Annotated in this window: 24 protein-coding genes and 1 tRNA gene; 10 read left to right on the top strand and 15 right to left on the bottom strand. The window is 71.5% G+C overall.

Going from position 1 to position 25,810, the window contains the following annotated elements:
• Positions 1-59: 59 nt before the first annotated feature.
• Positions 60-419 (bottom strand): hypothetical protein, encoded by a 360-nt coding sequence (locus tag ACGGCP_RS09175; RefSeq protein WP_392963286.1) that lies wholly within the window; start codon positions 417-419, stop codon positions 60-62.
• Between the two features lie 130 nt (positions 420-549).
• On the opposite strand from ACGGCP_RS09175, the gene ACGGCP_RS09170 reads away from it, so the two are divergent.
• Positions 550-1,272 (top strand): hypothetical protein, encoded by a 723-nt coding sequence (locus ACGGCP_RS09170; protein ID WP_392963285.1) that lies wholly within the window; start codon positions 550-552, stop codon positions 1,270-1,272.
• A 24-nt stretch (positions 1,273-1,296) separates the two neighbouring features.
• Here the strand turns inward: ACGGCP_RS09170 and ACGGCP_RS09165 are convergent, their stop codons facing one another.
• On the bottom strand, positions 1,297-3,528 hold the full coding sequence (locus ACGGCP_RS09165; RefSeq protein ID WP_392963282.1) for an ATP-binding cassette domain-containing protein: 2,232 nt from the start codon (positions 3,526-3,528) through the stop codon (positions 1,297-1,299).
• A 62-nt stretch (positions 3,529-3,590) separates the two neighbouring features.
• Here ACGGCP_RS09165 and ACGGCP_RS09160 point away from each other — a divergent pair, with 62 nt between their 5' ends.
• Positions 3,591-4,550, top strand: coding sequence for a helix-turn-helix transcriptional regulator (locus ACGGCP_RS09160; RefSeq protein ID WP_392963280.1), 960 nt, complete (start codon positions 3,591-3,593; stop codon positions 4,548-4,550).
• A gap of 112 nt (positions 4,551-4,662) precedes the next feature.
• Entirely contained in the window at positions 4,663-5,400 is a 738-nt protein-coding gene (locus ACGGCP_RS09155) for an SDR family oxidoreductase (RefSeq protein ID WP_392963277.1), read from the top strand.
• Between the two features lie 201 nt (positions 5,401-5,601).
• On the opposite strand, the gene ACGGCP_RS09150 is transcribed toward ACGGCP_RS09155, so the two are convergent.
• Together ACGGCP_RS09150 and ACGGCP_RS09145 are read right to left on the bottom strand one after the other, a co-directional pair.
• Positions 5,602-7,611: a hypothetical protein gene (locus ACGGCP_RS09150; protein ID WP_392963275.1), complete on the bottom strand. Its 2,010-nt coding sequence runs from the start codon at positions 7,609-7,611 to the stop codon at positions 5,602-5,604.
• A 200-nt stretch (positions 7,612-7,811) separates the two neighbouring features.
• Positions 7,812-8,369, bottom strand: coding sequence for a hypothetical protein (locus ACGGCP_RS09145; RefSeq protein ID WP_392963272.1), 558 nt, complete (start codon positions 8,367-8,369; stop codon positions 7,812-7,814).
• Between the two features lie 168 nt (positions 8,370-8,537).
• Here ACGGCP_RS09145 and ACGGCP_RS09140 point away from each other — a divergent pair, with 168 nt between their 5' ends.
• The 4 genes from ACGGCP_RS09140 (at position 8,538) to ACGGCP_RS09125 (ending at position 10,490) form a co-directional block, all read left to right on the top strand.
• Positions 8,538-8,666, top strand: coding sequence for a hypothetical protein (locus ACGGCP_RS09140; protein WP_392963271.1), 129 nt, complete (start codon positions 8,538-8,540; stop codon positions 8,664-8,666).
• Positions 8,667-8,893: 227 nt separating this feature from the next.
• The gene (locus ACGGCP_RS09135) at positions 8,894-9,577 is read left to right on the top strand and encodes a hypothetical protein (protein WP_392963268.1); all 684 of its coding nucleotides are present in this window, start codon (positions 8,894-8,896) and stop codon (positions 9,575-9,577) included.
• Positions 9,578-9,734: 157 nt separating this feature from the next.
• Positions 9,735-10,088: a VOC family protein gene (locus ACGGCP_RS09130; RefSeq protein ID WP_392963265.1), complete on the top strand. Its 354-nt coding sequence runs from the start codon at positions 9,735-9,737 to the stop codon at positions 10,086-10,088.
• Between the two features lie 96 nt (positions 10,089-10,184).
• A complete protein-coding gene (locus tag ACGGCP_RS09125) occupies positions 10,185-10,490 on the top strand; it encodes a hypothetical protein (protein ID WP_392963262.1) in 306 nt (101 codons plus the stop codon).
• A 93-nt stretch (positions 10,491-10,583) separates the two neighbouring features.
• On the opposite strand, the gene ACGGCP_RS09120 is transcribed toward ACGGCP_RS09125, so the two are convergent.
• From ACGGCP_RS09120 to ACGGCP_RS09110, 3 genes are all read right to left on the bottom strand, one after another.
• Positions 10,584-11,861, bottom strand: coding sequence for a hypothetical protein (locus ACGGCP_RS09120; RefSeq protein ID WP_392963261.1), 1,278 nt, complete (start codon positions 11,859-11,861; stop codon positions 10,584-10,586).
• Between the two features lie 282 nt (positions 11,862-12,143).
• Positions 12,144-12,217 (bottom strand) — tRNA-Pro (locus ACGGCP_RS09115).
• A 92-nt stretch (positions 12,218-12,309) separates the two neighbouring features.
• Entirely contained in the window at positions 12,310-15,612 is a 3,303-nt protein-coding gene (locus tag ACGGCP_RS09110; protein ID WP_392963259.1) for a hypothetical protein, read from the bottom strand.
• 202 nt (positions 15,613-15,814) lie between these two features.
• Here ACGGCP_RS09110 and ACGGCP_RS09105 point away from each other — a divergent pair, with 202 nt between their 5' ends.
• Positions 15,815-16,804 carry an NAD(P)-dependent alcohol dehydrogenase gene (locus ACGGCP_RS09105; protein WP_392963256.1) on the top strand — a complete coding sequence of 330 codons (990 nt, stop codon included), beginning with the start codon at positions 15,815-15,817 and terminating at the stop codon, positions 16,802-16,804.
• A gap of 71 nt (positions 16,805-16,875) precedes the next feature.
• Here ACGGCP_RS09105 and ACGGCP_RS09100 read toward each other — a convergent pair whose 3' ends face one another.
• The 7 genes from ACGGCP_RS09100 to ACGGCP_RS09070 all read right to left on the bottom strand — a co-directional run bounded on the left by ACGGCP_RS09100 (position 16,876) and on the right by ACGGCP_RS09070 (position 22,880).
• Positions 16,876-17,079: a cold-shock protein gene (locus ACGGCP_RS09100; RefSeq protein ID WP_392963253.1), complete on the bottom strand. Its 204-nt coding sequence runs from the start codon at positions 17,077-17,079 to the stop codon at positions 16,876-16,878.
• Between the two features lie 276 nt (positions 17,080-17,355).
• Positions 17,356-18,159 (bottom strand): HAD family hydrolase, encoded by an 804-nt coding sequence (locus ACGGCP_RS09095; RefSeq protein ID WP_392963251.1) that lies wholly within the window; start codon positions 18,157-18,159, stop codon positions 17,356-17,358.
• Positions 18,160-18,316: 157 nt separating this feature from the next.
• The gene (locus ACGGCP_RS09090) at positions 18,317-18,832 is read right to left on the bottom strand and encodes a phage antirepressor KilAC domain-containing protein (protein ID WP_392963248.1); all 516 of its coding nucleotides are present in this window, start codon (positions 18,830-18,832) and stop codon (positions 18,317-18,319) included.
• A 112-nt stretch (positions 18,833-18,944) separates the two neighbouring features.
• Positions 18,945-20,111 (bottom strand): alpha/beta hydrolase family protein, encoded by a 1,167-nt coding sequence (locus tag ACGGCP_RS09085; protein ID WP_392963245.1) that lies wholly within the window; start codon positions 20,109-20,111, stop codon positions 18,945-18,947.
• Positions 20,112-20,192: 81 nt separating this feature from the next.
• Positions 20,193-21,098, bottom strand: a complete 906-nt coding sequence (gene ligD, locus ACGGCP_RS09080; RefSeq protein ID WP_392963242.1) for a non-homologous end-joining DNA ligase — start codon at positions 21,096-21,098, stop codon at positions 20,193-20,195.
• A gap of 37 nt (positions 21,099-21,135) precedes the next feature.
• Positions 21,136-22,206: a sensor histidine kinase gene (locus ACGGCP_RS09075; RefSeq protein ID WP_392963240.1), complete on the bottom strand. Its 1,071-nt coding sequence runs from the start codon at positions 22,204-22,206 to the stop codon at positions 21,136-21,138.
• Positions 22,207-22,235: 29 nt separating this feature from the next.
• On the bottom strand, positions 22,236-22,880 hold the full coding sequence (locus ACGGCP_RS09070; RefSeq protein ID WP_392963238.1) for a response regulator: 645 nt from the start codon (positions 22,878-22,880) through the stop codon (positions 22,236-22,238).
• A gap of 209 nt (positions 22,881-23,089) precedes the next feature.
• Between ACGGCP_RS09070 and ACGGCP_RS09065 the strand changes: the two genes are divergently transcribed.
• Positions 23,090-24,409 carry a DUF418 domain-containing protein gene (locus ACGGCP_RS09065; protein WP_392963235.1) on the top strand — a complete coding sequence of 440 codons (1,320 nt, stop codon included), beginning with the start codon at positions 23,090-23,092 and terminating at the stop codon, positions 24,407-24,409.
• A 63-nt stretch (positions 24,410-24,472) separates the two neighbouring features.
• On the opposite strand, the gene ACGGCP_RS09060 is transcribed toward ACGGCP_RS09065, so the two are convergent.
• Positions 24,473-25,357: a LysR family transcriptional regulator gene (locus tag ACGGCP_RS09060; RefSeq protein WP_392963233.1), complete on the bottom strand. Its 885-nt coding sequence runs from the start codon at positions 25,355-25,357 to the stop codon at positions 24,473-24,475.
• A 105-nt stretch (positions 25,358-25,462) separates the two neighbouring features.
• Here ACGGCP_RS09060 and ACGGCP_RS09055 point away from each other — a divergent pair, with 105 nt between their 5' ends.
• The gene (locus ACGGCP_RS09055) at positions 25,463-25,810 is read left to right on the top strand and encodes a DoxX family protein (protein ID WP_392963230.1); all 348 of its coding nucleotides are present in this window, start codon (positions 25,463-25,465) and stop codon (positions 25,808-25,810) included.

Here is a 25,810-nt window from a genome sequence, read left to right as displayed (position 1 = left end):
ACTCCCGACCCGCCTGAATCGGGCCACTGTAACAAGGGGAGCGACAGCCGGTCGAGCGCTCAGGACGGCGCCGCCTGGGCGAGGAAGCCGCTGAGGAGGTACTGCAGCTGGTCCACGAACTCGATCCCGGTCGGGGTGTACCAGTCGGCGTACTCCTCACCGCACGCCACCGTCATCCCGTTCGAGGGCGCGGGGAGCGACGTGGTCGAGATGTTCAGCGCCACCAGGCCGTAGATCGCGGCGATCAGCACGATGCGGACCCACAGCGGCGGCCTGCGCCTCGTCGGCACGGCCAAGGCGAACGCGGTGAGGATCAGCAGCGTCCCCGACTGCACCTTGCCGGCGCCGAGCAGGATGATCCCGATGATCCCGGTGAGGGCGATGCCCGCCCAACGCGCCGCCTTCTTGAACCTGTCCATCATCCGTCCTTTCACGAGGGCCGAGGGGTCCGGCCGGATGCCACCAGTCCACCCCAGGCCCCGTTGCGCGGGCGTCAACGCGGACGGCAACGCGGCGGCAACATGGGGCCGTCCCGGATAATCGGGTCGCGTGACAGGTACGAAGGACGCGGCGGTCCGGTCCGCCGCCCGAAACAACGCCGAATGCTGCGCGGCGATGTGCCGCTCGCACGGCATGGCGAGCGAGTTCCGGCCGACGGACTGGACCGCTCCCGTCAGGACGCCGCTGTTCTACCCCGACGCGGTGACCCTCGCGCCCGGTGCCGACGCGTCCGCGCTGGTGTCCCGGATCGACACCGCCGCACCCGGCGCGAGCGTCAAGGACAGCTTCGCCGACCTCGACTTGAGCGGGGCCGGGTTCGCGGTCCTGTTCGAGGCGCAGTGGATCCGGCGTCCTGCGGGAGCGCCGGCCACCGCTCCCGGACTTGACTGGTCAGTGGTGGAAGCGGCTGGGCCGCTTCGGGAGTGGGCGCTGGCCTGGGACGGCGGCGACGGTCACGCGGACCTGTTCGGACCGGCCCTGCTCGAGGACGAGGACACGTACGTGCTCGCCGGGCGGTCCAAGGGCGGCCCGGTGGCGGCCGGGGCGGTGGCCAACCGCAGCGGCGACGTCATCGGCGTGTCCAATGTGTTTACAAATGGAGCCGCCAGCGCTTGGCCGGGCGTCCTGGCACTGCTCGATCGGCTGTTCCCGGACTTGCCCCTGGTCGGCTACGAGCACGGCGACGACCTGGCGGCCGCTCTCGGCGCCGGGTTCGAACCGATCGGCCCTCTGCGGGTCTGGCTCCACCAAGGGACGGAGGCGGGCCGCTAGCTGCTGCCCGCCTCCCTTGCGCGCCTAGCCCAGGCCGAGCGCCTGCGCGGTCGCCGTGCCCCGGATCGCCGCCACCGGGCCCTCGTAGAGGACCCGCCCGCCGTGGCGGCCCGCGCCGGGGCCGAGGTCCACGATCCAGTCGGCGCGGCGGATCACCTCCAGGTGGTGCTCGATGACCACGACGGTGTGCCCGGCCTCGACCAGCTGGAACAGGACCTCCATGAGCGTGTCGACATCGCGCAGGTGCAGCCCGGTGGTCGGCTCGTCGAGCACGTACACCGACGGCTCGGCGGCCTCGCGCAGCTCCCTGGCGATCTTGACGCGCTGGCACTCCCCGCCTGACAGCGTCGTGAGCGGCTGCCCGAGGCGCAGGTAGCCGAGGCCGACCCGATCGAGGTGGTGCAGCCCCTTCCGGATCGACGGATCCGCGAGCCGCTGCAGCGCCTCCGCGATGGTCAGGTCGCCCACGTCGGCGATCGTGAGCCCGTCGACGCGGTGCCGCAGCGCCTCCTCGGTGAACCGCCGCCCGCCGCACGTCTCGCACACGGTCTCCTGCCCGTCCATGAACGCCAGGTCCGTGTAGACGACGCCGAGGCCCTTGCACTCGGGGCAGCCGCCCTCCGAATTGGCGCTGAAGTACTTGGCGGGCAGGCCGCTCGCCTTCGCGAACAGCCGCCGGACCGGCGCGGCGATCCCGGTGTACGTGATCGGCGTGGACCGGCGGTTCGCGCCGACGGGGCGCTGGTCGACGACGATCGCGTCGTGCTGCTCGACGAGCGCCGCCGCCAGGCTCGACTTGCCGGAGCCCGCGACGCCGGTGAGCACGGTCAGCACCCCGGTCGGCACGCCCACGGTGACGTCCCGCAGGTTGTTGCGGTCGGCGTGCTCGATGGTCACCACGCCCGAAGCCCGCCGCGGCTCCCCGACCGGCGGTGCCGGTTTGGCCAGCGCCGACGCGGTCGGGGTGTCGGCGGCCCGGAGCCGGTCGAAGGTCCCCTGGAAGACCACGCGGCCGCCCTCGGCGCCCGCGTCGGGTCCGATCTCGACGATCTGGTTGGCGACCGCCATCACCGCCGGGTCGTGCTCGACGACGAGCACCGTGTTCCCCTTGTCCCGCAACCGCTCCAGCAGGCCGGTCATGGCCTGGACGTCGTGCGGGTGCAGGCCCACGGTGGGTTCGTCGAAGATGTACAGCATCTCGATCAGGCTGCTGCCCAGGTGCTTCACCGTCTTCACCCGCTGCGACTCGCCTCCCGACAGGGTCGCGGTGGCCCGCCCGAGGTGGAGGTAGCCCAGCCCGATCGCGTCCATCGCGCGCAGCCGCTCCACGAGCGCGGCGGCGACCGGCGCGACCGCCGTCTCCTTCACGCCCGCAACGACGTCCGCGAGCTCGGCGATCTCCATCCGGGACATCTCGCCGATGGTTCGGCCGAGCACGGTTACGGCTCTCGCCGCCGCGTTCAGCCGGTCGCCGCCGCACTCGGGGCACGTGCGCGACCGCGTGAACCGGTCGATGGCCTTCTGCTTGGTGTCCGAGATGCTGTCGGAGGTGTGCAGGTAGATCCGCTCGAACCACGCCGCCAGGCCCTCGAAGTCGGACGGCCGCCGCACCCCGAGACGGGCGATGTGCTCGCCGCCGTACAGCAGCGCGAGCCGCTCGTCCTCGGTCCACTCCCCCAGCGGCGTGTCGACAGGGAGCCAGTCGACGCTGGCGTACTTGTCGAACCAGTAGCCGCCGTCGACGAAGCCGGGCAGGAGGATCGCGCCCTCCTTCAGCGACCTGCCGAGGTCGAAGAACGAGGCGACGTCGATCTCCACGGCCTCGCCCAGGCCCGAGCAGGTCGGGCACATGCCCGCGGGTTCGTTGAACGAGAAGTGGCTCGACTCGCCGATCAGCGGCTCGCCGATCCGCGAGTAGAGCAGCCGCAGGTACGTCCACGTGTCGGTGATCGTCCCGACGGTGGACCGGGCGTTGCCGCCGAGGCGGCGCTGGTCGATGACGACCACGGGCGACAGGCCGGAGATCTCGTCGGCCTCGGGCCGCGTCCACTTCGGCAGCCGGTTCCGCAGGAACGGCGGGTAGGTCTCGTTGACCTGGTGGCCGGCTTCGGCGGCGATCGTGTCGAACACGAGAGAGGACTTCCCGGAACCGGACGGTCCCGCGAACACGGTCAGGCTTCCGCGCGGCACTTCGAGGTCGATCGACTTGAGGTTGTTGGACCTGGCGCCGCGGAGGCGGATCATACGTTCGCTCATGCGCTCGACGCTAGATGCAGATGCGGCCGGTTCCTGACCGCGATTTGCGGCAGACTGGGGGCATGTCCGATGTCACCCGCCGCATGCTCTCGCTCCTCGCGTCCCTGCAGACCGGACGCTCGTTCAGCGGCGGCGAGCTCGCCACGCGCCTGGGCGTCAGCCCGCGGACGCTGCGCCGCGACGTCGACCGCCTCCGCGAGTACGGCTACCCGGTCGAGACCCGCCCCGGCCCCGGCGGGCACTACCGGCTCACCGCGGGCGCCGTGATGCCGCCGCTCATGCTCGAGGACGACGAGGCCATCGCGGTGCTCCTGGGCCTCGCCGCGCTCGCGTCGACCGGCAGCGCCGCAGAGGGATCGGTGGACGAGGCCGCGACCCGGGCCTTCGGGAAGGTCGAGCAGTACCTGCCCAAGCGCCTGCGCCACCGCATTTCCCGGGTCCGTTCCAGTCTGGACACCAGCGACGTCCCGGCCCCGAGCACCAGCGCGGGCGACCTCGGCGCGCTCGCCGACGCGATCGCGGCCCGGCAGATCGTCGCGTTCGACTACGAGCGCAAGGACGGGGCGGTCTCGTCCCGCCGGGTCGAACCGTACCGGCAGATCCACCACCTGCAGCGCTGGTTCCTGCTCGGCTGGGACCTCGACCGCGGCGACTGGCGGACCTTCCGCACCGACCGCCTCTCCGGCCTCCGCCTGTCCACGACCCGGTTCGAGCCGCGTCCCTCCCCGCCCGCCGTCGACTACCTCGTCGAGGGGATCGGCAGGGACCGCCACCCGGTGACGTTCATAGTGGACGGACCGCCGGGGCCGGTCGCGGAGGCGTTCCGCCACGACACCGTCGAACTGAGCGCGCTCGACGACGGACGCACCCGCGTGTCGATGCGGCTCGACTCCTGGGAGTGGCCGCTGGCCACCCTCGCCCTCCTCGACGCCGACTTCACCGTCGAAGCGCCAGAGGCCTTCAGAGAAGGCTTCCGCCGCTTCGCGAACCGCCTCCAGGCAGCGGTCGCCGAGAACCCCTGACGAGCCCGTCGAGCCGCTCGGGATGCCCCGCCGGTCGCGTTCAGGCCGTCGGCGTATGCGCCAGGACATGGATTACGCTCGCTGGACGAGCAATTCCCGTTGGAGGTCGTCCATGTCCGTCGCTTTCGTCTCAGGTGCTTCGCGCGGCCTCGGCGCCGTCATCGCGCGGCGCCTCGCCGCCGACGGGTTCGCCGTCGCGGTCAACTACGCGAAGGGCCTGGCGGGCGCCGAGCGGGTCGTGGCCGACATCCGCGAGGCTGGCGGGACCGCCGCCGCGTTCGGCGGCGACGTGACCGACGAGGCCGCGGTGGACGACATGATGGCGCGCGTCCGCGCCGAGCTCGGTCCCGTCACGGTGCTCGTCGCCAACGCGACCGGCCCGCAGCCCGAAGTGCCGCTCGACCGGCTCGAATGGCAGGACCACCTCGACCAGCTGGCGTTCTTCGTCAAGAGCCCGACCCTCCTGCTCCGCGCGGTCCTGGCGGACATGCGCGCGGCCGGGGGCGGGCGCGTGGTCCAGATCGGATCGGACATGTTCGAGCGGGCGCTGCCCGGCTTCTCGGCGTACAACGCGGCCAAGGGAGCCCAGTGGGGGCTCACCCGCACCTGGGCGCGGGAGCTTGGCGCCGACGGCATCACCGTCAACCTGGTCGCGCCGGGGTGGATCCCGGTCGAGCGGCACGGCGAGCTCACCGACGCCGACCTCGCCGGGTACGTGGCCGAGGTGCCTATGGGCCGCATCGGCAAGCCCGACGACATCGCCGCGGCGGTCGCGTACCTCGCCTCCGACGCGGCGGGCTTCGTCACCGGGCAGCGGATCACCGTCAACGGCGGCCACAACATCGACTAGCGGCCGATGCGCGCGACGGCGGCGGTCCGACCGGCGGGTCGGACCGCCGCCGTCGTCTCCTCAGGCCTTCCTCGCGATCCCGGCCATCTGCGTGCGCCCGTAGGGTTCCGGCTCCCGACGATCAGCAAACCGATCAGCCGATCGAAATCGAGGAAATCCCGTGCCTGACACGCTAGGCGTTGGTGCGCTACCGGGCCGGGTTCAGCGGCCCCGCGGCATCGGAGCGGTCAGCATCCGAATGCCCGGACCCGACTGCGCGAACGGGCCGGGCACGGCCTCGTCGCGTGGGAGGCCGGCGATGTCCCTGCTCAGGTCCAGATCAGAGCCGTCGGGATTGGTGAAGCCCATCTCGGCGTGGTACGTGGTCCCGAGGCGTGCGGTCGTCACAGGGGCGACCGCGCCGACGGTGCCGGACGCCTCGATGCGGACGGTGCCGGCGTCGGCGTCGTGCACCGTGACGCGTACCGGCGACGAGGCGACGACCTGAGGCTCGGGTTCGGCGCGGAACGGCTCGGCGGCGTCCGCGTACAGGTTGCCTTCCGCCCAGACCGGCAGGCGCGGACCGGCCAGCGCGCTGCCGTCCTCGTTCGGGTACTCCTCCGGGGCCGGGCACGCGTCGTACTGCGAGATGCCGACCGGGGTCGGCACGAAGGTCGCCTGGCCTGGCACGCCGTCGATGTCGATAGCGCCGTTCCAGAAGCTCGCGAGCGCCGGCTCCGCCTCCGGTTCGGCGGCTTCGCCGTCGCCGACGAACAGGTTGTTGTAGAAGCGGTTGTCGCCGCCGAGGATGTTCGAGACGCCGTAGACCGCCGTGGAGTGCGGCAGGTGGTACGGGGTGTACCGCTGGTGCTCGGTGCAGCTCGCGATGCGCCCCGCGAAGTAGTTGTGCACGTAGGCGCCGCCGGAGGACATGTCCTTGACCGCCCACGGCGAGAGGAACAGGTTCGAGTCCACGAGGTACGGGCCGTGGCAGACCTCGACCATGAAGTCCTCGGCGGTCGAGGCGTAGAAGACGTTGCGCCGCACCAGAGTGCCTTGGGCCTGCCAGTCGAGCCACAGCGCCCGGTGCGTGTGGTGGATCGTGTTGCCGCTGATCACGGTGTCGATAGCGGCGTGCAGCTTGATGCCGGCGACTTCGGCGCCGTGCCACTGCCGCTTCACGTGGACGCGGGCGATGTGGTTGTCGACGATGTGCGAGAACGCGGCGCCGAGGTGCCCGACGATGCCCGCCTGCTCGCAGTCCTGGATCGTGTTGCGCCGCACCGTGTGGGAGCCGACGTGGTCGCGGTGCCAGGGGTGCGGTTCGCCGGCGTCGGGCCCGCGCAGGGCGAGCGCCCGCTGGATCACCTCGCGTTCGCGCTGGGTGCCGCCTTTGCCGCCCTTCGTTCCCGCGGTCCACTCGTTCTGCCCGGTGGCGGCCTCCTTGCCGAGGGAGACGCCGACGTTCTTGGAGTCGGTGATCGTGTTGTCCTCGATCACCCAGCCCTTGGACCAGTGCGGACCGATGAGGCCCTCCTGCAGCGCGGTGGGCGGCGCCCACTGCGTGGCGGCCTTCGTCAGGGTGAAGCCGCGCACCGTGATGTGGTCGATTCCCGTTGCTGCGGGCCAGAAGACGAACTTGCGGGCGTTGATCTCGATCTCGTGCCCGGCGGGGTCGGCACCGCCGAAGTTCGCCCAGATCGTCGTGGTGTCGTCATCCGTCTCGCAATACCACGTCAGCAGGGAGCCTTCGGGGTCGAAGGAGTCCTCGGTGACCGCGGGGTGCTCGACGCCGTCCAGGGTGAGCGACTCGTACATCGACTTGCCGTCGAGGTACACCTCGCCGGTGTGCCAGGTGTTGACCCGATCGAAGAACCAGTCGCCGCCGATGCGCTCGGTGTACGGGTTCTGCGCCCCGAACAGGGAGTTGGGCACGGTCGCCGTCCAGACGGCCGCGGAGCCCGGGTGGGGCCGCCAGTCGTCGACCACCTCGGCGCCGGAGATCGCGACCGGCTCGAAGCGGCCGTCCGCACCTGTCGCGGCCTGGTAGGTGATCGGCGCGTCGGGCGTTCCGCCACGGGGCGGGTTCACCCACTCCCGGTACACGCCTTCGTGAACGATGACGGTGTCCCCCGGCCGCGCCAGCGCCGCCGCGGCCCCGACGGTGAGCAGCGGGGCCTCTGCGGTTCCGACGGCAGTATCGAGCCCGGACTTGGCGACGTGTATCTCCACGCCGCAAACCCTAGCTCCCGGCTCACACCGCCCTTCGTCCGAGCGCCGTGCGTCCCAAGGCTCGGTGGGGAAGTCGCGAGCGGAGGCGAGCACCGCGGCCCGACCGCAGTCCGATCAAGGACGGCGGTCGGTGCAGCGCGCGCCGGACAGCCATCGAAGTGGATTCGGTCGTCTCCGGCGGGGGCCAGTTCGCTTCCCCATCACTTTCGGGGCTTCCATGCGCGGTTGCCGGAGCGGGCGAAGAGCACCAGCGCTGCCGCGTTCAACGCCAGGCCGATCCCGAGCGGCAGCCACCAGACCCACGCGAAGCTCGGTGGCGGCGTGAGATGCACGGTGCCCACCGCTTCAGGCGCCCACCAGATCGTGATGCGCGCTCCTTTCTTCGGGCACTCGTCTTCGTCGCAGCGGATCGGCACCTCGGACGGCGTGCCTTCGACGCCGTCGACGACGAAGAAGCAGCCGGTGACGCCCCCGCTTTCACCGTGAGACTGGTACCTGCCGCAATCGCCGTTCTGGCCTTGGACGACCACGGTCTCCTCGTGCCGCCCAAGCGACTCGTTGACCAGCAGGTCGGGCCCGTTCGTGCCGACGAACCCGCCGAGCAGGAGCACCGAGGCCAGCAGCAGCCGCCAAGCGTTTCGAGAGACCGCCCAGACGAGCGCGCTCAGCGGCAGCAGCAGGAACGAGAACGCGATCGCGGCTGCGGCAGCCGAGCCCGGGTTGAAGATCCAGCTGGGCTCGGTATCGGTGTCGGCCACTGCGAGCGCTATCGCGCTCACCGCACCACCGGCAGCGATCCAGACGGCGGCGCGTCTGAGCGCTACCAGTCGCGCCGCGGCAGACTCGACTGCGGCTTCGACGGCCGGTTCCGGACCGGACTCGGGTGGCGACGGGTCGTCCACGCTTCCAGGAACGAGGTGAAACCGATGGTCCTCTGGCAGCTCGCCCGCGACCGGCGCCACCGGGGCCTGCTCTCCGACGATCGAAACGGACCCGCGCGCACCGCCGGTGACCCGGAGCCGCACGACGCGATCGCATACCTCGCACCGGATTGACGCCACCGCCGTCTTCCCGGCGGCCGGGCGGGTGGTCTGGTACCGCCTGGTTGGGCCTGTCGGGACCAGGCCCGAATGCAGGCCGGTGTCGACCAGCCACCGGAAGCCCGTGACGTGCCTGATCTTGAAGGAGACCGACGACTTCGAGTCGCGTCCGAGTCGTCCCGGGGCGCCGCCGGACGAAGGTGCGGGGTTCATAGACCCAGGGTAATGTCCACAATCCACAAGTGCCGATTCCCGCTGCGGCGCTGGGATTCCCCGGCGAGGCCGGAGCCGTAGAAGTCCTCGACTCCGCCGCCCCCGAGCCGGTCCAGGACACCTACAAGTTCGGTTTCGCGGCCTCGACCGGCCTGTTCACCGACGTGCACCTCATCGGGGGCCTGACCGTCCGATCGGAGCGCCCGCTCCCGCTGCTGGACCTGGAGAAGACCGCCGACACCTCCAGGACCTACCGGCCCGGAGACACCGTGACGTACACGTACACCGCCACCAACACCACCGGAGTGCCCGTGACCGACCTGGTGATCGCCGATGACCTGGTCGCCGACGTCCCCTGCGAATCGACGACCCTCGCCCCAGCGGGCGAACCCGGCGACCGCATCACCCGCACCGGCGTCTACACCGTCACCGAAGAGGACGGACGCCACCGCTCGGTCACCAACACCGCCACCGTGACCGGCAGCAACGGCACTATCGACTCGGCGACCGCGACAGTCACCATCACCACCGAACCCGGCGGCACAGCACCGCCGCCCGACACACTCACGGACCCCGGTGCCAGCCCGTTATCGACGGACCGACTCACCGAAACTGGGACGCCCACCGCCCCGATCGCCATCGCCACCGCGCTACTCATCCTCGGCGCCGCGACCGTGGCCTGGGCTCGCATCAAACACTCGAAGGCCGAATAACCCGTGGCGGTCCGTTCGTCATCGGTCACGGCCGCCACGATCCATACGGATCTGACGCATCCCGGGATGCCGGGCTGGGCATTGGGGTTCTGAGCCAGGTTTCGTGATGGTCTCGAACCCGCTCCGGTCTGTCGGTGGAGTGGTCTAGGGTCGCGGCATGACACAGATTGGAAGCGCATTCCTGCCGGTCAGCAACCCCGCGGTCGCTGTCGAGTGGTATTCGAAGGTCTTCGGGTTCAAGGTCGTCAGCAGCGAAGCGCACGCGGCGGTGCTGGAATCGGATGAGCCGGTGCGGAAATTGACGCTGCTGGGACCGGCCAGCGGGATCAGCGCGAAGCCGGGTCTTCCTTGGGCGCCGTTCAACCTGGTCGCTGAGGATCTCGAGGCGCTGCGCGAACGCCTCGGTGAGGACGGCGACGAGGTCGGACAGGTTAGCGGCGACGACCAGACCTGCTTCTGGTTCACCGCCGCCGATCCCGACGGGAACACCCTGCTCATCGTCGACCGCTAAAGCCGGCGCCCGGCGCCGGGCTCAGTCGCTGAGTAAGACGATCTTGCGCAGCAGGTCGATTCGAAGCGACTCTGCAAATGAGGCGAATCGACAACCGTGAGCGTTTTCCATCGCCTCGGCCTCGAACCGGTCCGCGCGGTCCTCACCCTCCAGACGCTCGCGCCGCCCGCCGCCCTCGGCGTCCTCGCCGGCGCATTGCACCTGCCTCCCGCCGTCACCAGCGCGGGCGTCCTCGCCGGATGCCTTGTCGGCGCCGCCAACAGCGCCATCGACCGCAGGAGACAAGCACTCGCGGGCCACCCGACCGGATACCTGCTCGACCTCCGTAAGGAACTCCAACCCTCCGACGCCGTCGCCAAGATCCGCGCCGGAATCCGCCGCGCCGCCCCCGGAAAGCGCTGAACAGGCTTTCGCTGACTATGCCCGCGCTGCGGTCGTGGCGGGGGAATCCGGCGCCGCCGGCGCGTCCACAGCCGTGTCGCACCCGCAGGCGAGTCAGGGAAGCATTTGAACGAGATCCTTGGCGGCTACCTGCTGGGACACCAGCAGCCACAGCACGAGTCCGATCACGATGACCTTGACCAGCAAGGCGGTCGCGCGCTCGGTGAGATCGAGTCCGGCCGACACTCGCGGACCGCGCACAGGCGCCGCATCGAACCGGACCTGGTCCCGGAGCCGGTCCAGCCGCGCTTCGGTGCGGGCGAGGAACGACGTGTTGCTCGTTCCGGCCAGGACGACTGCCATTCGCGCCAGGGTCTCCTCGATGTCGGGCGGCACCGCGGCGAGTACGGAGTCGTGGCGGGACAGGTGCTCCCGCAGATGCGCCACACTCAGCGCGAGCAGTAGCGCTGTCGGGTGCACCACGCCCGCGCCCGCTTCGGCCTGGAGGCGCTGCGCCTGCCGTTCAGCAGCTACGGCCACCTCTTGCAGTGCCTTGCGCCGTCTCCCCGAAGGGTCGGCCTCAGGCTGTTTGGAGCGGTGCCTTCGTTGTGTCGCCAGGAACGGCTCCACGCGGTCGAGCGCGTGCCAGCGCCTGGCACGAGAGCGGACGATGCGGTTGAAGACCCACAGGTAGGCGGAGGTCGCCGCTGTGCCGATCATCCCGATGAGGAGCGCACGCTGATTCTCGCCTGCCGGCTCGTTCGCGAGCACGAGGTCGCTCCACAGCATGACCGCGGTGAGTGCCGCCGACAGCAGCGCGACCCTCAGGTAGATGTGGAGTCGGTAGAGGGCCTTGGCCGCCTCGTAGCGGCTTTGGGGGTCGATCTGCTCCGCGTCCATCGACAGCGGCGGCGGCCAGGTGAGTTTCGACTTCCTGCCGTCGAACATCCACCGCAACTCCCGGAACATGCCGACGGGGCTCAGCAGGTAGACCACGTAGATGCAGGCCGCGAGCGCGGCGGGTGCCAGGTCGCTCTGCATCGGTTCGGTATCTGAGTAGGAACGCAGCACCAGCAGGACCAGATACACCCCGGCAGCGGCGAGCGCGACCGCCCAGACGAAGAGCAGCGGAAACCCGAGCGCGGTGTCGAGCGCGGCGAGCGCGGTCTTGAAACCGCGGCCGCCTTTGGTCTGCCGCATCCTGCTCGCCCGGAACATGATCTTGAACGCGGTGAACGGACCCTGCTCTCCGACGCATCGCGCCCACCGCTCTTCCAGTGTCCCAGCCAGAAGGTTGAACATCCAGCCGAGGAACCCGAACAGCAGCAGGAGCATCAGGAACAAGCAGAGACTGACGAACAAGAGGGTCGAAGCGAACTCGAGTGCGAACATGCGAGGGGAACTCCCGGCAGGGGTGGCAGGGCACGCAAATAATACTTCGCCTGCAGGCCCCGTAGGGACCCGCAGATCAGCCGCATCCGCAACGGCGGCAAGGTCACCGCAGCCACTGCTCGATTCAGAAGCCGCACAATTGACGCGCCTCACTTCTTTTGAGGCTTCACGTCGCCACCGTGCCGGGGGATCCTGGGTGATCGAGACCAGCGAGAGGCCAGCGAGAGCTCGCCGCCCTCGGATCCTCAGGTGGGGATCCCGCTGACGACCTGCGGTATTGAGTCGGGACGACAGGATTTGAACCTGCGACCCCCCGCTCCCAAAGCGGGTGCGCTACCAAGCTGCGCCACGTCCCGATCGGCCGCTGAGCGGCCTCAGCCAGGGTACAGCACACCCGCCCCGCGACGCTGCTCGGTATTCTCCGGCGTCCCGGCCCTGACCAGGCCGGTCAGGCGCGCCAGGTGGCACCGGCGTACTCGTCGGCGGTATAGGCGGTGTGAGCGATGATGCGGACCATGGTGGACGGGTGGGCGCGGAGGCGGCGCAGCAAAATGCGCCAGGGCTCTGACCATTCGCTTTCCGAGGCGGCGCTTTCGATGACGGTGGCGGCGATGACTGCGGCGTGGAGGTCGTCGAGGTCGACCAGGGCGGTGACGAAGCGGAGCTGGTCGGGGACGGTGCTGTAGAGGAGGCGCTCGTCGAGGGCGTCGCCGATGAGCTTGGCCTCCACCGGATCCTGGATGCGGGCGACGAGGGCGCGGAGGGCGTCCGCGTCGGCGTTCCAGTCGACGGTGCGTGCCAGGAGGCGGGTCCCGAGGTCGGCGGGGAAGCGTTCGGCGACCGCTTCGGCGAGGCCGGGCGGGAGCGGGAGGTACTCGTAGTCGGGGGCGAGGCAGGAGGCGATGCGCTCGAAGCGCTGCCGGACGGGGAGGTCGCGGTCCTCCTCGGCGTTCGGCTGGTCCTCGGACCGGTCGGCGAGGAGGTCGGCGGCGCGCAGGAGCGGTCCGGGGTCGCCTCCGGCGGCGGCGATCGCGCAGAGGGCGTTCATGGCGGCGGCCCAGACGTCGTCCAGGTCGAGGTCGGAGGCGAAGTCCACGAGGGCGTCGGCGGCTTCCTCGGCGTAGCCCGCCCAGCGGGCCAGCCCGTCCGAGCCCGCGACCTGGAGGCGCGGGTCGTCGTCGGACGCGGCGTCGGTGAGCAGTGCGATGTAGCGGGTGCTGAACGCGGCCGGGACCTGCTCGGGGGCGAGCGCGAGGACGGCGGCCCGCACGTCGGGGCCGAAGCGTCCGGTGTCCTCGACGAGTGCCTGCGCCCAGGGTTCCGCGAGGCGTTCGGCGGCGACCGCCGCGGCGGCTTCGCGGACGCTGGGGTGCAGGCGCTCGTCGGCCCACAGGTCCGTCAGGAGTTCGGCCGCGCCCGGGACGCGGTAGCGGGCCAGGACGCGCACGGCCTGCTTGCGCGCGCCGACCTTGGGCGCGTGCAGCAGTCGCGCGGCCGAGGCGGCGATCGCCTCGGGCCGGGAGCGGTGGGCGAGGCGTTCCATGACCGCGGCGGCCACGGCCGCGTCGTCGGAGTCGAGGTGCGCGGGCAGGGCCTGCCAGGCGGCCTCGACGGGCGAGACGCGGTGCAGTTCGGCCAGGGCGACGGACCGGAGCTGTGCGTTGTCGCCGGATAGGAAGGGCGCCAGGGCGTCCAGCGGGAGGCCCGGGACCTGCGCGAGGGCCTTCAGCGCAGAGGCGCGGAGGTGGTTCTTGCGACGGTCGTCGGCGGCGATGTGCAGCAGCGTCTCCTGGTAGGCGGCCTGGACGGCGGGCGGCCACTGGCCGAGCAGCGCCGGGTTCCGCGCCGTGAGCAGGTGCTGCAGGACGGTCGGGGTCGGTTCGCCGATCGCAGTGAGCCAGGCCGGGAGCAGGTCCCAGCGGTGCACGGCGAGGGCGGGGAAGAGTTCGGGCCGGGACGGGAACGCGGCCGCGAGCCGGGCGAGGCGCTCGCTGCGGCCCGGGGCGATCCCGGTGAGGGTCACGGCGGCGTCGTGGACCACCGATGCGGACTTGGATCGCATGGCCCGCAGGAGGATCGGTTCGAGAGCGCGGGCGTCGTCGAGGGCGTCGGCGATGGTGAGCGCCGTGCCGAACTCGTTCACGTCGGCCTGGGCTTCCAGCGCGGGTGCCAGGCGCCGCGCGAGGTCGGTGGTGCAGCGCTTCGGGAGCCGGTGGAGCAGGTTCGTGAGCTCCCAGCGGCCCGCTTCGGTGGAGAGGCGGTCGAGCAGGCGTTCGCCGCTTCCGGTGAGGTCGGTGCGTGCGGTGCTGAGGCCCGCGAGGTGGAGGCGGCCGGTCAGGGCGAGCACCGCGGAGACGGTTCCCGCGGACCGCGAAGGGGACGCGAGGCACGCTTCCGTGAAGGCTTCCAGCGACGCCAGCGATTCGGGGTTCCAGTCGTGTGTGCGGATCTCCTTGAGGCCCTGGAAGATCCGTTCGTGGACCTTCGTCTGGTCCTTGGCGGCGCGGCCGATCAGTCCGAGCAGGTCGGCGACGGCGGCGGGATCGTGGTCGAGCGCCGCGGCGCGGACGAGGTCGCCGTAGGCTTTCGTGCGCAGGTCGACGTCGGAGCGGCGGGCCTCGGCGAGGAAGCCGTCGCGGACCTCGTCGAAGGGCAGGTGGGAGCGGACGCGGTCGCGGCGGGCGGCGTCGCCTGCGACGCGGCGCTCGGTCAGCAGCGCGCGTGCGGTCTCGACCCGCGCGGTGCGCGGCAGGAGCGCGAGGACGGTCTCGTCGTCGACGTGGAGCCCAGTGGCGCGGACGGCTTCGACGAGTTCCGGCCGCCGTGAGGGCGCGGTGCGGCGCAGCAGCACGGGCAGGTAGTGGGTGCTGCCGCTCTGCTTCAGCAGGGCGGCGATCCGGGCCGGGGGTTCGGCGGCGATGCGGCGCAGCAGCGAGGGCGTCTGGACGGCGGCGGTGAGGAGCTTCTCGCGGCGCGGATCGGCCAGGAGGGTCCAGGTGCGGTCCGGGTCGGCCCTCAGGAGCACCGGCAGGGCCTTGACCAGGATGCGGTCGAGCGCCGCGGGTGCGGGGAAGCGTTCGAGGAGGTCGAGCCAGTCCAGGGGCGCGTTCGCGAAGGCGGCGGTGAGGACGTCGGCGTGGCGGCGCCACCAGTCGCCCCATTGGGCGGGCGAGCGTTCGGCGAGGGCGGCCGCGGCGTAGGCGGTGAAGGCCTCGACGTGGTGGTGCTTCGCGAACGTGGACCAGGCGGTGACGTGCGGTGCGAGGCCTGGGAGTTCGGCGGTGACCGTGCCGGTGGAGCAGGCCGAGAGGAGCTTCGCGGCCTCTTCGGGGCCGAAGCGCTCCCGCACGGCGGGGAGGAGCCGGTCGGCGAGGGTCTCGTTGCGGTGCTTGCGGAGTGCGCCGTAGGCGGCGAGGCGGACGGCTTTGGACTGGCCGGGCAGCGCCGTCTCGATCGCGGGGGCGAGCGCGGGGATGCGGGCGGCGAGGGTGAACGCGGAGGCGGCGATCCCGGCGTCGGCGTGGCCGAGGAGGGCCCGGAGGTGGTCGTGGGCGTCGGCGGACTGGGCGATGAGCAGGGAGGTGCGCGCGCCGTAGAGGCCTGTGGCGGTGAGGTCGGCGAGGAGTCCGGGGAGCGCGGGGTCGTCGCGGTGGGCGCGGCCGAGGGCGAAGAGCGCGTGCCGGTGTTCGCCGACCGGCGCGGCGTCGGCGCGGGCGAGGAGTGCGGCGGCGGAGGGCGGCTGGGTTTCCATGCGGTGCTCCAGGATCGGGTTTCGCGCGGTGCCGGGCCATCGTGCCACAGTGATGCTCGGCGGCTCCGGGTAGCGATCGCACACCAGGCACTTTAGACCGGGTTGGTCCGCGTTTGCGCAGGTAGGGGACGGGTTGATGCTGGACAGTGCTGGAACGCAGGCCTTATCGTGGCTTGCAACGCAGGAGTGTGGAGGAGGAGCCGTGAAAGCCATCGTCCAGGAGCGCTACGGGCCGCCCGCGGAAGTGCTCAGGCTCAAGGAGATCGACCGGCCCGTGCCGGGTCCCGGCGAGGTGCTCGTCAAGGTGCGGGCCAGCAGCGTGAACACCCCGGACTGGATCGCGACGTTGGGCGAGCCGTACGTGCTGCGGCTCCAGATGGGGCGCGCGGCGGGCGCGGTGCGCGGCAGCGATGTCGCCGGGACAGTGGAGGAGCTCGGCGAGGGCGTCGAGGACTTCGCCGCGGGCGACGCGGTGTTCGGGTCGCTGTGGACCGCGGGTTTCGTCACCGCGGGGGCGTTCGCCGAATTCACGGTGGTCCCCGCCGCTCAACTCGCGCCCATTCCGGGTGGCGTGGGATTCGAGGACGCGGCCGCTTCGGTCATGTCGGGAGTGACCGCGTTGTGCGCCATGAGGGACGTCGTCGAAATCCGAAGTGGAACGAAGGTGCTCGTGAACGGCGCTTCGGGCGGCGTGGGGACTTTCGCGGTCCAGTTCGCCGCGCATTTCGGCGCGGAGGTGACCGGTGTGTGCGGGAGCGCGAATGCGGCGTTGGTGCGCGGGCTCGGCGCGCGGCATGTCATCGACTACGCCAGTGCCGATTTCACGCAGGGGGGCGAACGCTACGACGTCATCCTCGACAACGTCGTGAACCATCCGCCGCGCCGCACGATCCGCGCGCTCGCGCCGGGCGGGGTGCTCATTCCCAACAGCGTCGGGAACAGCGGCGGGCTCTTCGCCGGGCTCGGCCGCATGGGCTCCGCGAAGCTGCTCGACCTGTTCCGCCGGGCCGACGTGCGCTTCTGCCCGTCGGAGGCGACCCGCGAGAACCTCGCGGCCATAGGGGAACTGCTCGCCTCGGGGGCGGTCAGGCCGGTCGTGGACCGGGTCTTCCCGCTGGAGGAGGCCCCGCAGGCGGTGGCGCACATGTACGGCCACCACGCCCGCGGGAACGTCGTCGTGTCCGTGGAATGACCCCCGGACACCATGAAAGCCGCTGTCCTTCGACGAAGGGCAGCGGCTTCCTGTCTCAGAGCTGTGGGAGCTTAGAGGGTGCGCAGGTTAGCGGCCTGCGGACCCTTCTGGCCCTGCTCGATGTCGAACTCGACGCGCTGGTTCTCTTCGAGCGACTTGTAGCCGTTGCCGGTGATCGCGGAGAAGTGAACGAAGATGTCGGGGCCGTCGCCCTCCGGAGCGATGAAGCCGAAGCCCTTCTCCGAGTTGAACCACTTAACGGTGCCTTGCGCCATGCTTAAAATTCCTTGGTGTTGATGCTCAGACCGACATTGGAGCCTAGATGTGACATCTGTCGGCTCCGCCGCCATACGGCCTGATATTGCCGCCATTGCTGGCGCTTCACCACTCCGGTTCGCATTGCTGTGATCCGAGGTGGCCCCTGGACCCTACAGCACTCCCGCCTCATTGCACCCGGCCAGCGCGGAAATTATTCTCGCATTTGACTGTTTGTCCGGTAATGTCCCTGGATTTTGCGGAGATTGGTGCCGAAGGTCATGCGACCGCGGTCGCTATACGGGTGCGATCAACGCCTCGATCGCGGCCGCGACGCCGTCCTCGCCGCACGGCCCGCACCGGTCGGTGGCGGCCGCGGCCGCCTCGGGGTGGGCGCCCGAGACGGCAAAGGAGCGGCCCGCCCAGCGCAGCATCGGGACGTCGTTCGGCATGTCCCCGAACGCGACCGCCTCGGCCGGGCCGATGCCGCGCGCCGCGCACCAGGCGGCGAGCGCGGTCGACTTGGAGACGTCGGCGGCCGTGATCTCAAGCAGCCCTTCGCCTCCGGAGTGGGAGAGGTGGACGCCGGGGAGGGCGGCCGTGCGGGCGGCGGCGAGCATCGCGTCGGCGCGGCCGGCGGGGTCGTGGACGAGGAGCTTGACGATCTGGGAGGCGGCGGTGAAGACCTCGTCGAAGGAGTCGGTGAAGACCCGCTCGTCCCCCACCGTGTCGACCTTCGCGTAGCCGGGTTCGGCGACCACTGCGAAGCCGGTCTCGACGGCGACCTTGGTGCCGGGGAGGGCGGCGCGGAGCGTCTTCGCCACGGCTGCAGCGGTTTCGGGGTCGATGGTGCGGGTCGACAGGATCTCGTGGCGGTCCGGGGCGTAGGTGATGGCGCCGTTGGAGCAGATCGCGGCGTCGAGGGCGGCGGCGAGCGCGGGCCATTCGAGGAAGACGCGGGGCGGGCGGGCCGTGACGGCGACGACCGCGATGCCTTGGGCGCGTGCGGCGTGCAGTGCGCGGCGGGAGCGTTCGGTGAGGACGCGGCCGGGTCCGAGGAGGGTGCCGTCGAGGTCGGTGGCGATCACGCGCGGTTTCACGGAGCCAGTCTGCCAGTGCGAGCGGCGGCGGGCCCGGCCGTCTCGGAGGGGACGCAGGCGACCGCCCAGGCCCTCGGTGGGGAGAGGGCCTGGGCGGCAAGGGGTTAGGGGCGGCGGGTCGAGGCGGGCCCGGCGGGGCGGCCGGGCCCGCGCGGGTTCACGGGCGGAAGCCGCCGGGGCGGGCGCGGTCGTTGTCGCGCTTGAGCGGCAGCGGCTCCGACGTGCCGAGCCGCTGGCGCAGCTCCGAGAGGCCCTTCAGGGTGATGCGCAGCTGCGGGGCGTCCAGGAGGAGCTCGCCGGTGCGCGGGTGGTGGTGGGACTGCGGGACCTCGGTGAGCCAGCCCGCGTCGACGGCCGACTGGCGGGCGCGCCAGGCGCGGTCGCGGCGCTGCCGGTACGCCCAGCGGAGGTCTTCGAGGGCCTTGAACAGACGGTTCTGGCCGAGGGCGATGGCCGGGTCGCGGGAGAGGATCTTCGCCGCGTCGGCGGCGGAGAACGTGCCGCGCGCCGAGGCGAGGCGGTGCCAGGACTCGGCGGCGGGCGCGAGCGCCTCGAGGTGTGATTCGGCCGTGTCGGCGCGGTCGGCCTCTTCGAGGACCATGAGGGCGAGGTCCCGGTTCGTGAGGCCGCGCGGGTAACGATGTGCGGTGCGCGGGTTTGGGGTGACGTTCATGCATCCACTCCGTTCGTCGTGCTCTAGCAACGACTCTACGGGAGGGGTACGACATTTCCTTCGCTGCGAGAACCGGCGTCCTCGCAGCTCAAGAACCGAATCTCACCTGTTGTCAGAGGGCGGCCAGATAGGACTCCAGGGTCGCGGTGTACGCGACCGGGTCCTCGTTCCAGGACGCGGTGTGGCCCGAGGCGGTCTCCATGACGGTGGTCTGCGCGGGGTCGAGGAGGTCGGCGAAGTCGAGGGTCGCGGTGTGGTCGACGGTCTCGTCGGCGGTGTCGACGTACAGCAGGACCGGCAGGTCGAACTCGTCGGCGAAGTTCCGCTGGTCGAGGTCCGCTAGGTCGATGTCGGCGCGGAACTCGACGATCCGCTTGGCGGCCCACGTGATCGGGGCGATGACGTTACGGTCGGCGGCCTGCATGTCGAGGGTCGAGTTCCAGTCCATGACGGGCGAGTCGAAGACGAGGCCCTTGACGACCGACGGGTCGTCGAGGTGGCGGTAGGCGGTGGCGATGACCGCGCCGCCCATGGACCAGCCGTGGAGGATCACGTCCTTCGCGCCGTTGGCGAGCGCGTAGTCGATCGCGGCGGTCACGTCCTCGCTCTCGTACTCGCCGAGGCTGTGCATCCCGTTGGGGGCCTTGGGGGCGCCTTCGTCGTTGCGGTAGGTGACGGCGAGGACGGAGTAGCCGAGATCGGCGTAGAGGCCGATGCCGCGCAGGGTCTCGGCGGGGGCGGCGTTGCGGCCGTGGACGGTGATGACCCAGGTGTCCGCGTTGCCTTGGGCCGCATCGGTGCTCGGGACGTACCAGGCGGGCATGTCGCCGAGCTCGGCCGGGACCGCGACGTCCTCGTAGGCGAGGCCGAGGCCGGTCTCCGGGTCCTCGCCGAAGGTCCACTTGTCGATGCGCGCCTCGGTTCCGGCGGTGAGGGTGCCGGTGAGGACCTCGCGGACCGCGCGCGTCACCGTCTCGTCGTCGCTGGCGAGGACGTCGCCGAGGACGGCCTGGCCGCCGTCCCACTGGAGGCCCCACGTCCCGGGCCGCTCGGTGGCCTCGGTGAGCGGGAGGGTGACCGTGGCGCCGTCGGCGGCGCTGACGGTGAGCTCGTACGGGTCGTCCTCGTGGGTGACGTTGATGACCTCGCCGGAGAAGTACCAGCCCGCACCGGCGATCCCGCCCAGGGCGAGCACGAGGAGCGCGCTGATCGTGATGACGACCGGGCGCAGCCAGCGCCGCTTCCGGGTCGGGGCGTCGGTTTCCAGGGTGGTCTTCACGGAGCGTCCTAGGAGGTCAGGCGGAGGGGGTGACCGCTCGATCTTAGTTCGCGCCGTCTCGCGCCGCCTCGCACGGAGGTGCTACTCCCCCAGGGTGAGGAGTCGGTCGCGGGCCGCTGCAGCGGACGCGGCGTGCTCGTCCATCGCCGCCCACGGGTCGGCCTTGCGGGCGAGGCGCCTGCGCATGGACGCTGGGTCGTGGCCGTTCGGGGTCGCGCGGCCGAGCTCGTCCCAGTCCAGGGGCGTCGCGACGGGCGCGCCGGGGCGGGCGCGCAGCGAGTACGGGCAGACGAACGTCTGGCCGTAGGCGTTCCGGTTGCAGTCCAGGAAGATCCGGTCCCCGCGCTGCTGCTTGCGCTGGGCGGTGGTCAGCCGCGGGTCGGCGTCGGCGAGGCGGTCGGCGAGGCCGTTCGCGAGGTCGCGCACCAGGTCGAAGTCGGCGCTGCGGTCGAGCGGGGCGGCGACGTGGAAGCCGCGCCCGCCGGTGGCCTGCACGAACGGCGTCAGGCCGACCTCGCCGAACAGGTCGCGGGCGCTGCGGGCGACCTCGCGGAGGGTCGCGGCCGTGGTGCCGTCGGGCGGGTCGAGGTCGATGACGAGCCGGTCGGAGTGGTCGGGCCTGTCGACGCGGGAGAGCCACACGTGGAACTCGATGGCGGCCTGGTTCGCGAGGTAGACGAGGGTGGCCTCGTCGTCGCACACGACGTAGTCGACGGTGCCGCCCTCGGCGCGCATCCGCTCGGTGCGGATCCAGTCCGGGAAGTAGTCGGCGGCGTGCTTCTGGAAGAACCCGGACGCGTCGATGCCGTCGGGGTAGCGCCGCAGCGTCAGCGGCCGCTCGGCGAGGTGCGGGAGCATCGCGTCGGCGACCGCGAGGCAGTGGTCGACGATGTCGCCCTTGCTCACGTGGTCGCGCGGGAACAGCTCCTTCTCGACCTTGGAGAGCTTGAGATCGTGCCCGTTGAGGTTCATCGTCTGCGTCGACATGGCCCGGAGGTACCCGGGCCGGGACGCGCGGAAACCGTCAGGCGGGGAGGGTGAGCGTGTTCCGCCAGCCGCCGTCAGGGGTCGCGTCCCAGGTCAGCGTGCCGCCGAGGAGCGCGGCGCGCTGGTGGAGGCCCAGCAGCCCGTGCCGGGAGCTCGGCAGCGGCACCGTCGGCCGGGTCGGGGCGGTGCTGGTGATCATGACGGTGACGCCGCCGCCTCCGCTGACGAGCGCGACCTCCGCGCTGGCGCCCGGGGCGTGCTTGCGGACGTTCGTCAGCGACTCCTGCACCGTGCGGTAGATCGCGCGTTCGGCGGGCGGGCCGAGCTCGGGGTGCGGGCCGATCCGCAGGGTCGCCTCGATGCCGCTGCCCGCCACGAGGTCGGCGAGCTGCGCGAGCGTCGGCTGCGGGGCCAGGTCGGTCGGGCCCGAGCCGCCCGCGCGCAGCACGTTCACCATGTGCCGCAGCTCGTCGAGTGTCCGCACGCTCAACCGGCGGATCGTCCCGGCCGCCTCCTTCGCCTCCGCGTCCCCGGTGCTCACCTGGAGCGCCCCGGCGCGGACCGCGATCAGGCTGACCTGGTGCGACACCACGTCGTGCATCTCCCGGGCGAGCTGCGCGCGCTCCTCGGCGAGGACCTTCTGCGTCGCCATCAGCTGCTCGTGCTCGCGCGCCTCGGTGATCTCCTCCAGCCGCGCCGAGAGCTCCCGGCGGGCCTGCACGAACTGGCCGAGGAACGCCGCCGCGGCGGCCGGGGCCAGCGCGTACGCCGCGTCCGCGAGGACCCACGAGTCCAGCGGGTACTCCGAGAGGTGCACGCCGACCGGCCAGATCATGCACACGGCCAGGACGACGGTGCCGACCGCGAGCAGCCAGCGGCGGTGCGTGCGGTTCGCGAGCGTGAACATGGCGATGAGCGGGGCCGCGGCCTGCCCCACGAAGAGCGCGGTCGGCAGCGTCACGAGGAACACGGCCAGGGGCCAGCGGCGGCGCAGGAATAGGGCGAGGACGCCCGCGCCGATGAGCCACACGTCCCAGGTCGGCTCGCCCCACCAGAACACGAGCCAGACGTCGAGGGCGCTCACCACGACGAGCAGCGTGTCCGTCATCCACGGACGCCACCAGCGGCGCAGCCGGTTCACCGCTGGTCCCGCAGGAGCCCGGCGCGTTCGGCGGCGAGCGCGGCCTGGACCCGGCCGGAGACCTCGAGCTTGGTGAGGATCGCGCTCACGTGGTCCTTCACGGTGCCCACGCCGAGGTAGAGCCGGGCGGCGATGTCGCCGTTGGAGAGGCCGTCAGCGAGGAGGACCAGGATCTCGCGCTCGCGGGCGCTCAGCCGCTCGACGAGGCCGCCTTCCGGGGCGCGACCGGCGAGGTAGCCGTCGACGACGGTGGAGGTGACCTTCGGGGAGAGGACGACGCCGTCGGCCGCGAGCGTGCGCACCTGGAGCGCCAGGTGCTCGGGGTCGGTGTCCTTGAGGAGGAACCCGGCCGCGCCCATGCGCAGCGCGGCCGCGACGTACTCGTCGGTGTCGAACGTGGTGAGCATCGCGACGATCGGCGGCCTGGGGAGCGCGCGGAGGCGCTCGAGCACGGTGAGGCCGTCCACGTCGGGCATGCGGATGTCGAGCAGCACGATGTCCGGGTGGACCCGCCCGACCTCGGCAAGCGCCTGCCGACCGGAGACCGCGCCCACGACCTCGATGTCCCCCGCGGCGTTCAGGATGTGCTGGAAGCCGGTGCGGATGAGGGCTTCGTCGTCGACGACCAGGACCCGGATCATGTGGTGAGGCCTCCTCGAATGCTTGCCTGAGACGATTGGTAGCACGTTCCCGCCACCCTCCGCCCCTCCCCGAGCGGCAGGTGTGGGCAAGACCCGCCGATCGGCGGGTGCGATCCGGCCGGGCGGGGGAACGGTTGCTCCCCGCCAGCGGGCCGGGAACCGCGCATCGCCGGATGGGAACAGCCCTGTTACCGCCGCACGCTGGCCTGATGACGAACATCATCGCCTTCAAGCCGCGCGCGGCCGCGGCCGACGCGGAGGACCCGCCGCCCGCCCGCGCGTCCCTCGGCCGCATCGTCGGACTCGACGCCGCCCGCGCCCTCGCCGTCTTCGGCATGTACTACTCGCACGTCGGACCGTGGTCCGAGGAGACGGGCACGTGGAAGAGCTTCCTCATGGACATCCCGCACGGGCGGTCCTCGGCGCTGTTCGCGACCCTCGCCGGGCTCTCGCTCGTCCTCATCGCGGGCGGCTCCCGCCCGAAGACCGGCCGCCCGATGCGGCAGGCGGTCGTGCGGATCGCCATCCGCTCGGCCCTGCTGCTCGCCCTCGGCTCCTGGCTGGTCGCGATGGGCACCTCGATCGTGGTGATCCTCGCGTACTACGGCCTGTTCTTCCTGCTCGCGCTGCCGTTCATCAAACTGCGGGCGCGCACGCTCGCGATCCTCGCCGTCGTCTTCGGCATCGCCGGGCCGATCGTCATCCAGTGGTTCTGGAGCGCCGACACCTCGTGGACGGAAGGGTTCGACGCGAAGGACCCGCTCGCGATGTGGAGCGGCGAAGGCGTCCTCGCACTGCTGGTCAGCGGCACGTACCCGGGCATCGCGTGGATGGCGTACATGTTCGCGGGCATGGCGATCGGCAAGCTCGACCTGACGAAGCTCGCGATCCAGGTGCGGCTCCTGATCGTCGGCCCGGCGCTGGCCCTGCTCGGGTACGGCGGCGCGTGGCTGATCGGGAAGCTCCTGCCGACCCCGGACACGTCGGCGAAGGACGCGAGCTGGGAGGCGTTCGACCAGGCCTGGTCGAAGGCCTTGGAGGGCAAGGACTCCGCGAACTGGACCGAGGAGCAGTGGAAGGCCTTCGACGCCGAGCACGTCTCGATCTACGACCTCATGCCCAAGGACGCGGGCACGACCGGCACCGGCCTCGACTGGGCGGGCCTGGTCGCCGCGAGCCCGCACTCCAACATGCCGTTCGAGCTGGCCGGGAACATCGGCGTCGCGTTCACGCTCATCGCCGGGCTCGTGTTCCTCCTGGGGCGCTTCACGAAGCTGCGGTTCTGGCTCGCGCCGCTCATCGCGGTCGGCTCGATGTCGCTGACGGCGTACGTCGCGCACATCGCGGCCGTCTGGTACCTCGTCGACCACCCGGCCAACGAGGTCGGCTACGCGACCGGCTGGCGCATGTGGGCGGTGTTCGTGGTGGTCATGCTGGCGTTCGCGCTCCTCTGGAAGCGGTTCCTCAAGCGCGGCCCGCTCGAGTACCTGATGCACTGGGCGACCCTGCCCGCCAAGCTCGTCAAGTAGCCCCGCGAACCGGGAACCGCGGACCGGCCCCGCACCGGGGACCGGGCCGGCCCGCGGTTCCCCCTACGCTTCCCTTGCGGCGGCGATGAAGTCGGCCAGCGCCGGGGACGGCTCCGCACCTCTGGGCCAGGCCAGCGCCACCGTGCTCGGCGCGACGCCCTCGACGTCCCGGTAGGCGATGTCGGGCCGGGCGTAGTAGCGGGCGGCCGAAGCCGGGGCGAGGGCGATGCCGTCGCCGTTGGCGATCGCGGTCAGCCAGTCGTCCGGGTACTCGGTCACCGCGCCCACCTTCACCGGGCGACCCCCGCGCGCTTCGCCGCCGATCCAGTGGTCCCGGAACGCGCCGGTCGCCGCGGGGGCCGCGATGAACGGCTCGTCCAGGAGGTCGGCGAACACCAGCGTCTCCTGGCCCGCCAGCGGATGGTCCGCGGCCATCGCGATGCAGCGCGGCTCGGTCAGCAGCTCCAGCAGGACGAAGTCCTCCTGGTTCGGGAACGGCAGACGCAGGAACGACGCCTCGACCTCCCCCGCGACCAGCCCCGCGGTCGGCGCGCCCCAGCCGGCCTGGCGCAGCTCGACCCGCCAGCCGGGCCTGCGCCGCCGGAACGCGGCGATGATCTCCTGGGTCTTCTCGTTGGCGGCGCTGGCGAGGAAGCCGACTCTGAGCACTTTGGACGATTCGGCTTCGGCGGCGCGGACGGCGCGCTCGGCCCGGCCCCAGGCGTCGAGGACCGCGCCGATCGATTCGGCGAGCGCCGCACCGGGTCCGGTGAGGGCCATGCCCGCTTTCGAGCGTTCGAAGAGGACGGCGCCGAGCTGGTCCTCGAGCTGGCGGATCTGCTTGGTGAGCGCGGGCTGCGAGATGTAGAGGCGGGCAGCGGCCCGGGTGAGGTTGCCTTCCTCGGCGACGGCCTGGAAGTAGCGGAGGAGCCTGGTGTCCACATCCATAACCGGAGGTTATCGATGCGTGTATTGGACGGGGCCCGCGGGGCGGCAGAGACTGGAGCCGACCCGGCGGACCGGCCGCCGGGCGCTACCGGAAAGCCGCGCATCATGGTCGTCGCATTCGTCGCCGTCACCCTGGTCACCATCGCCGCCAATGCGATCGAGTCGGTCGCCAACTTCATGAAGGCCGACTGGGTCAAGCAGAACTCGCACGCGGTCGGCGTCCCGGACTCGTGGCTGCCGTTCCTCGGGTTCGTCAAGGGCGCGGCGGCGCTGGGGCTCGCGGCCGGGTTCCTGTGGCGGCCGCTCGGGGCGGCCGCGGGCATCGGGCTGGTGGTGTTCTTCGTGCTGGCACTGGTGCTCCACGTGCGCGAGCGGGTCTTCCACAACATCGCCGGGCCGATCCTGTTCCTGGCGTTGAGCGTCGCGACGCTGTGGCTCATGATCGCGGCCTGA

Source organism: Glycomyces sp. NPDC048151 (assembly GCF_043202775.1).
GTDB lineage: Bacteria > Actinomycetota > Actinomycetes > Mycobacteriales > Micromonosporaceae > Glycomyces.
The sequence above is the reverse complement of the archived record's forward strand: the minus strand, read 5'-3'. Positions and strand labels throughout refer to the sequence as shown.

What these genes read in the sequence shown, in the direction of transcription:
- ACGGCP_RS09070 (WP_392963238.1), bottom strand. Translation starts at nt 22,880, where the DNA reads ATGATCCGGGTCCTGGTCGTCGACGACGAAGCCCTCATCCGCACCGGC.
- ACGGCP_RS09110 (WP_392963259.1), bottom strand. Translation starts at nt 15,612, where the DNA reads ATGGAAACCCAGCCGCCCTCCGCCGCCGCACTCCTCGCCCGCGCCGAC.
- ACGGCP_RS09055 (WP_392963230.1), top strand. Translation starts at nt 25,463, where the DNA reads ATGGTCGTCGCATTCGTCGCCGTCACCCTGGTCACCATCGCCGCCAAT.
- ligD (WP_392963242.1), bottom strand. Translation starts at nt 21,098, where the DNA reads ATGTCGACGCAGACGATGAACCTCAACGGGCACGATCTCAAGCTCTCC.
- ACGGCP_RS09140 (WP_392963271.1), top strand. Translation starts at nt 8,538, where the DNA reads ATGGTCCTCTGGCAGCTCGCCCGCGACCGGCGCCACCGGGGCCTGCTC.
- ACGGCP_RS09065 (WP_392963235.1), top strand. Translation starts at nt 23,090, where the DNA reads ATGACGAACATCATCGCCTTCAAGCCGCGCGCGGCCGCGGCCGACGCG.
- ACGGCP_RS09175 (WP_392963286.1), bottom strand. Translation starts at nt 419, where the DNA reads ATGGACAGGTTCAAGAAGGCGGCGCGTTGGGCGGGCATCGCCCTCACC.
- ACGGCP_RS09160 (WP_392963280.1), top strand. Translation starts at nt 3,591, where the DNA reads ATGTCCGATGTCACCCGCCGCATGCTCTCGCTCCTCGCGTCCCTGCAG.
- ACGGCP_RS09165 (WP_392963282.1), bottom strand. Translation starts at nt 3,528, where the DNA reads ATGAGCGAACGTATGATCCGCCTCCGCGGCGCCAGGTCCAACAACCTC.
- ACGGCP_RS09155 (WP_392963277.1), top strand. Translation starts at nt 4,663, where the DNA reads ATGTCCGTCGCTTTCGTCTCAGGTGCTTCGCGCGGCCTCGGCGCCGTC.
- ACGGCP_RS09120 (WP_392963261.1), bottom strand. Translation starts at nt 11,861, where the DNA reads ATGTTCGCACTCGAGTTCGCTTCGACCCTCTTGTTCGTCAGTCTCTGC.
- ACGGCP_RS09060 (WP_392963233.1), bottom strand. Translation starts at nt 25,357, where the DNA reads ATGGATGTGGACACCAGGCTCCTCCGCTACTTCCAGGCCGTCGCCGAG.
- ACGGCP_RS09075 (WP_392963240.1), bottom strand. Translation starts at nt 22,206, where the DNA reads ATGACGGACACGCTGCTCGTCGTGGTGAGCGCCCTCGACGTCTGGCTC.
- ACGGCP_RS09130 (WP_392963265.1), top strand. Translation starts at nt 9,735, where the DNA reads ATGACACAGATTGGAAGCGCATTCCTGCCGGTCAGCAACCCCGCGGTC.
- ACGGCP_RS09100 (WP_392963253.1), bottom strand. Translation starts at nt 17,079, where the DNA reads ATGGCGCAAGGCACCGTTAAGTGGTTCAACTCGGAGAAGGGCTTCGGC.
- ACGGCP_RS09090 (WP_392963248.1), bottom strand. Translation starts at nt 18,832, where the DNA reads ATGAACGTCACCCCAAACCCGCGCACCGCACATCGTTACCCGCGCGGC.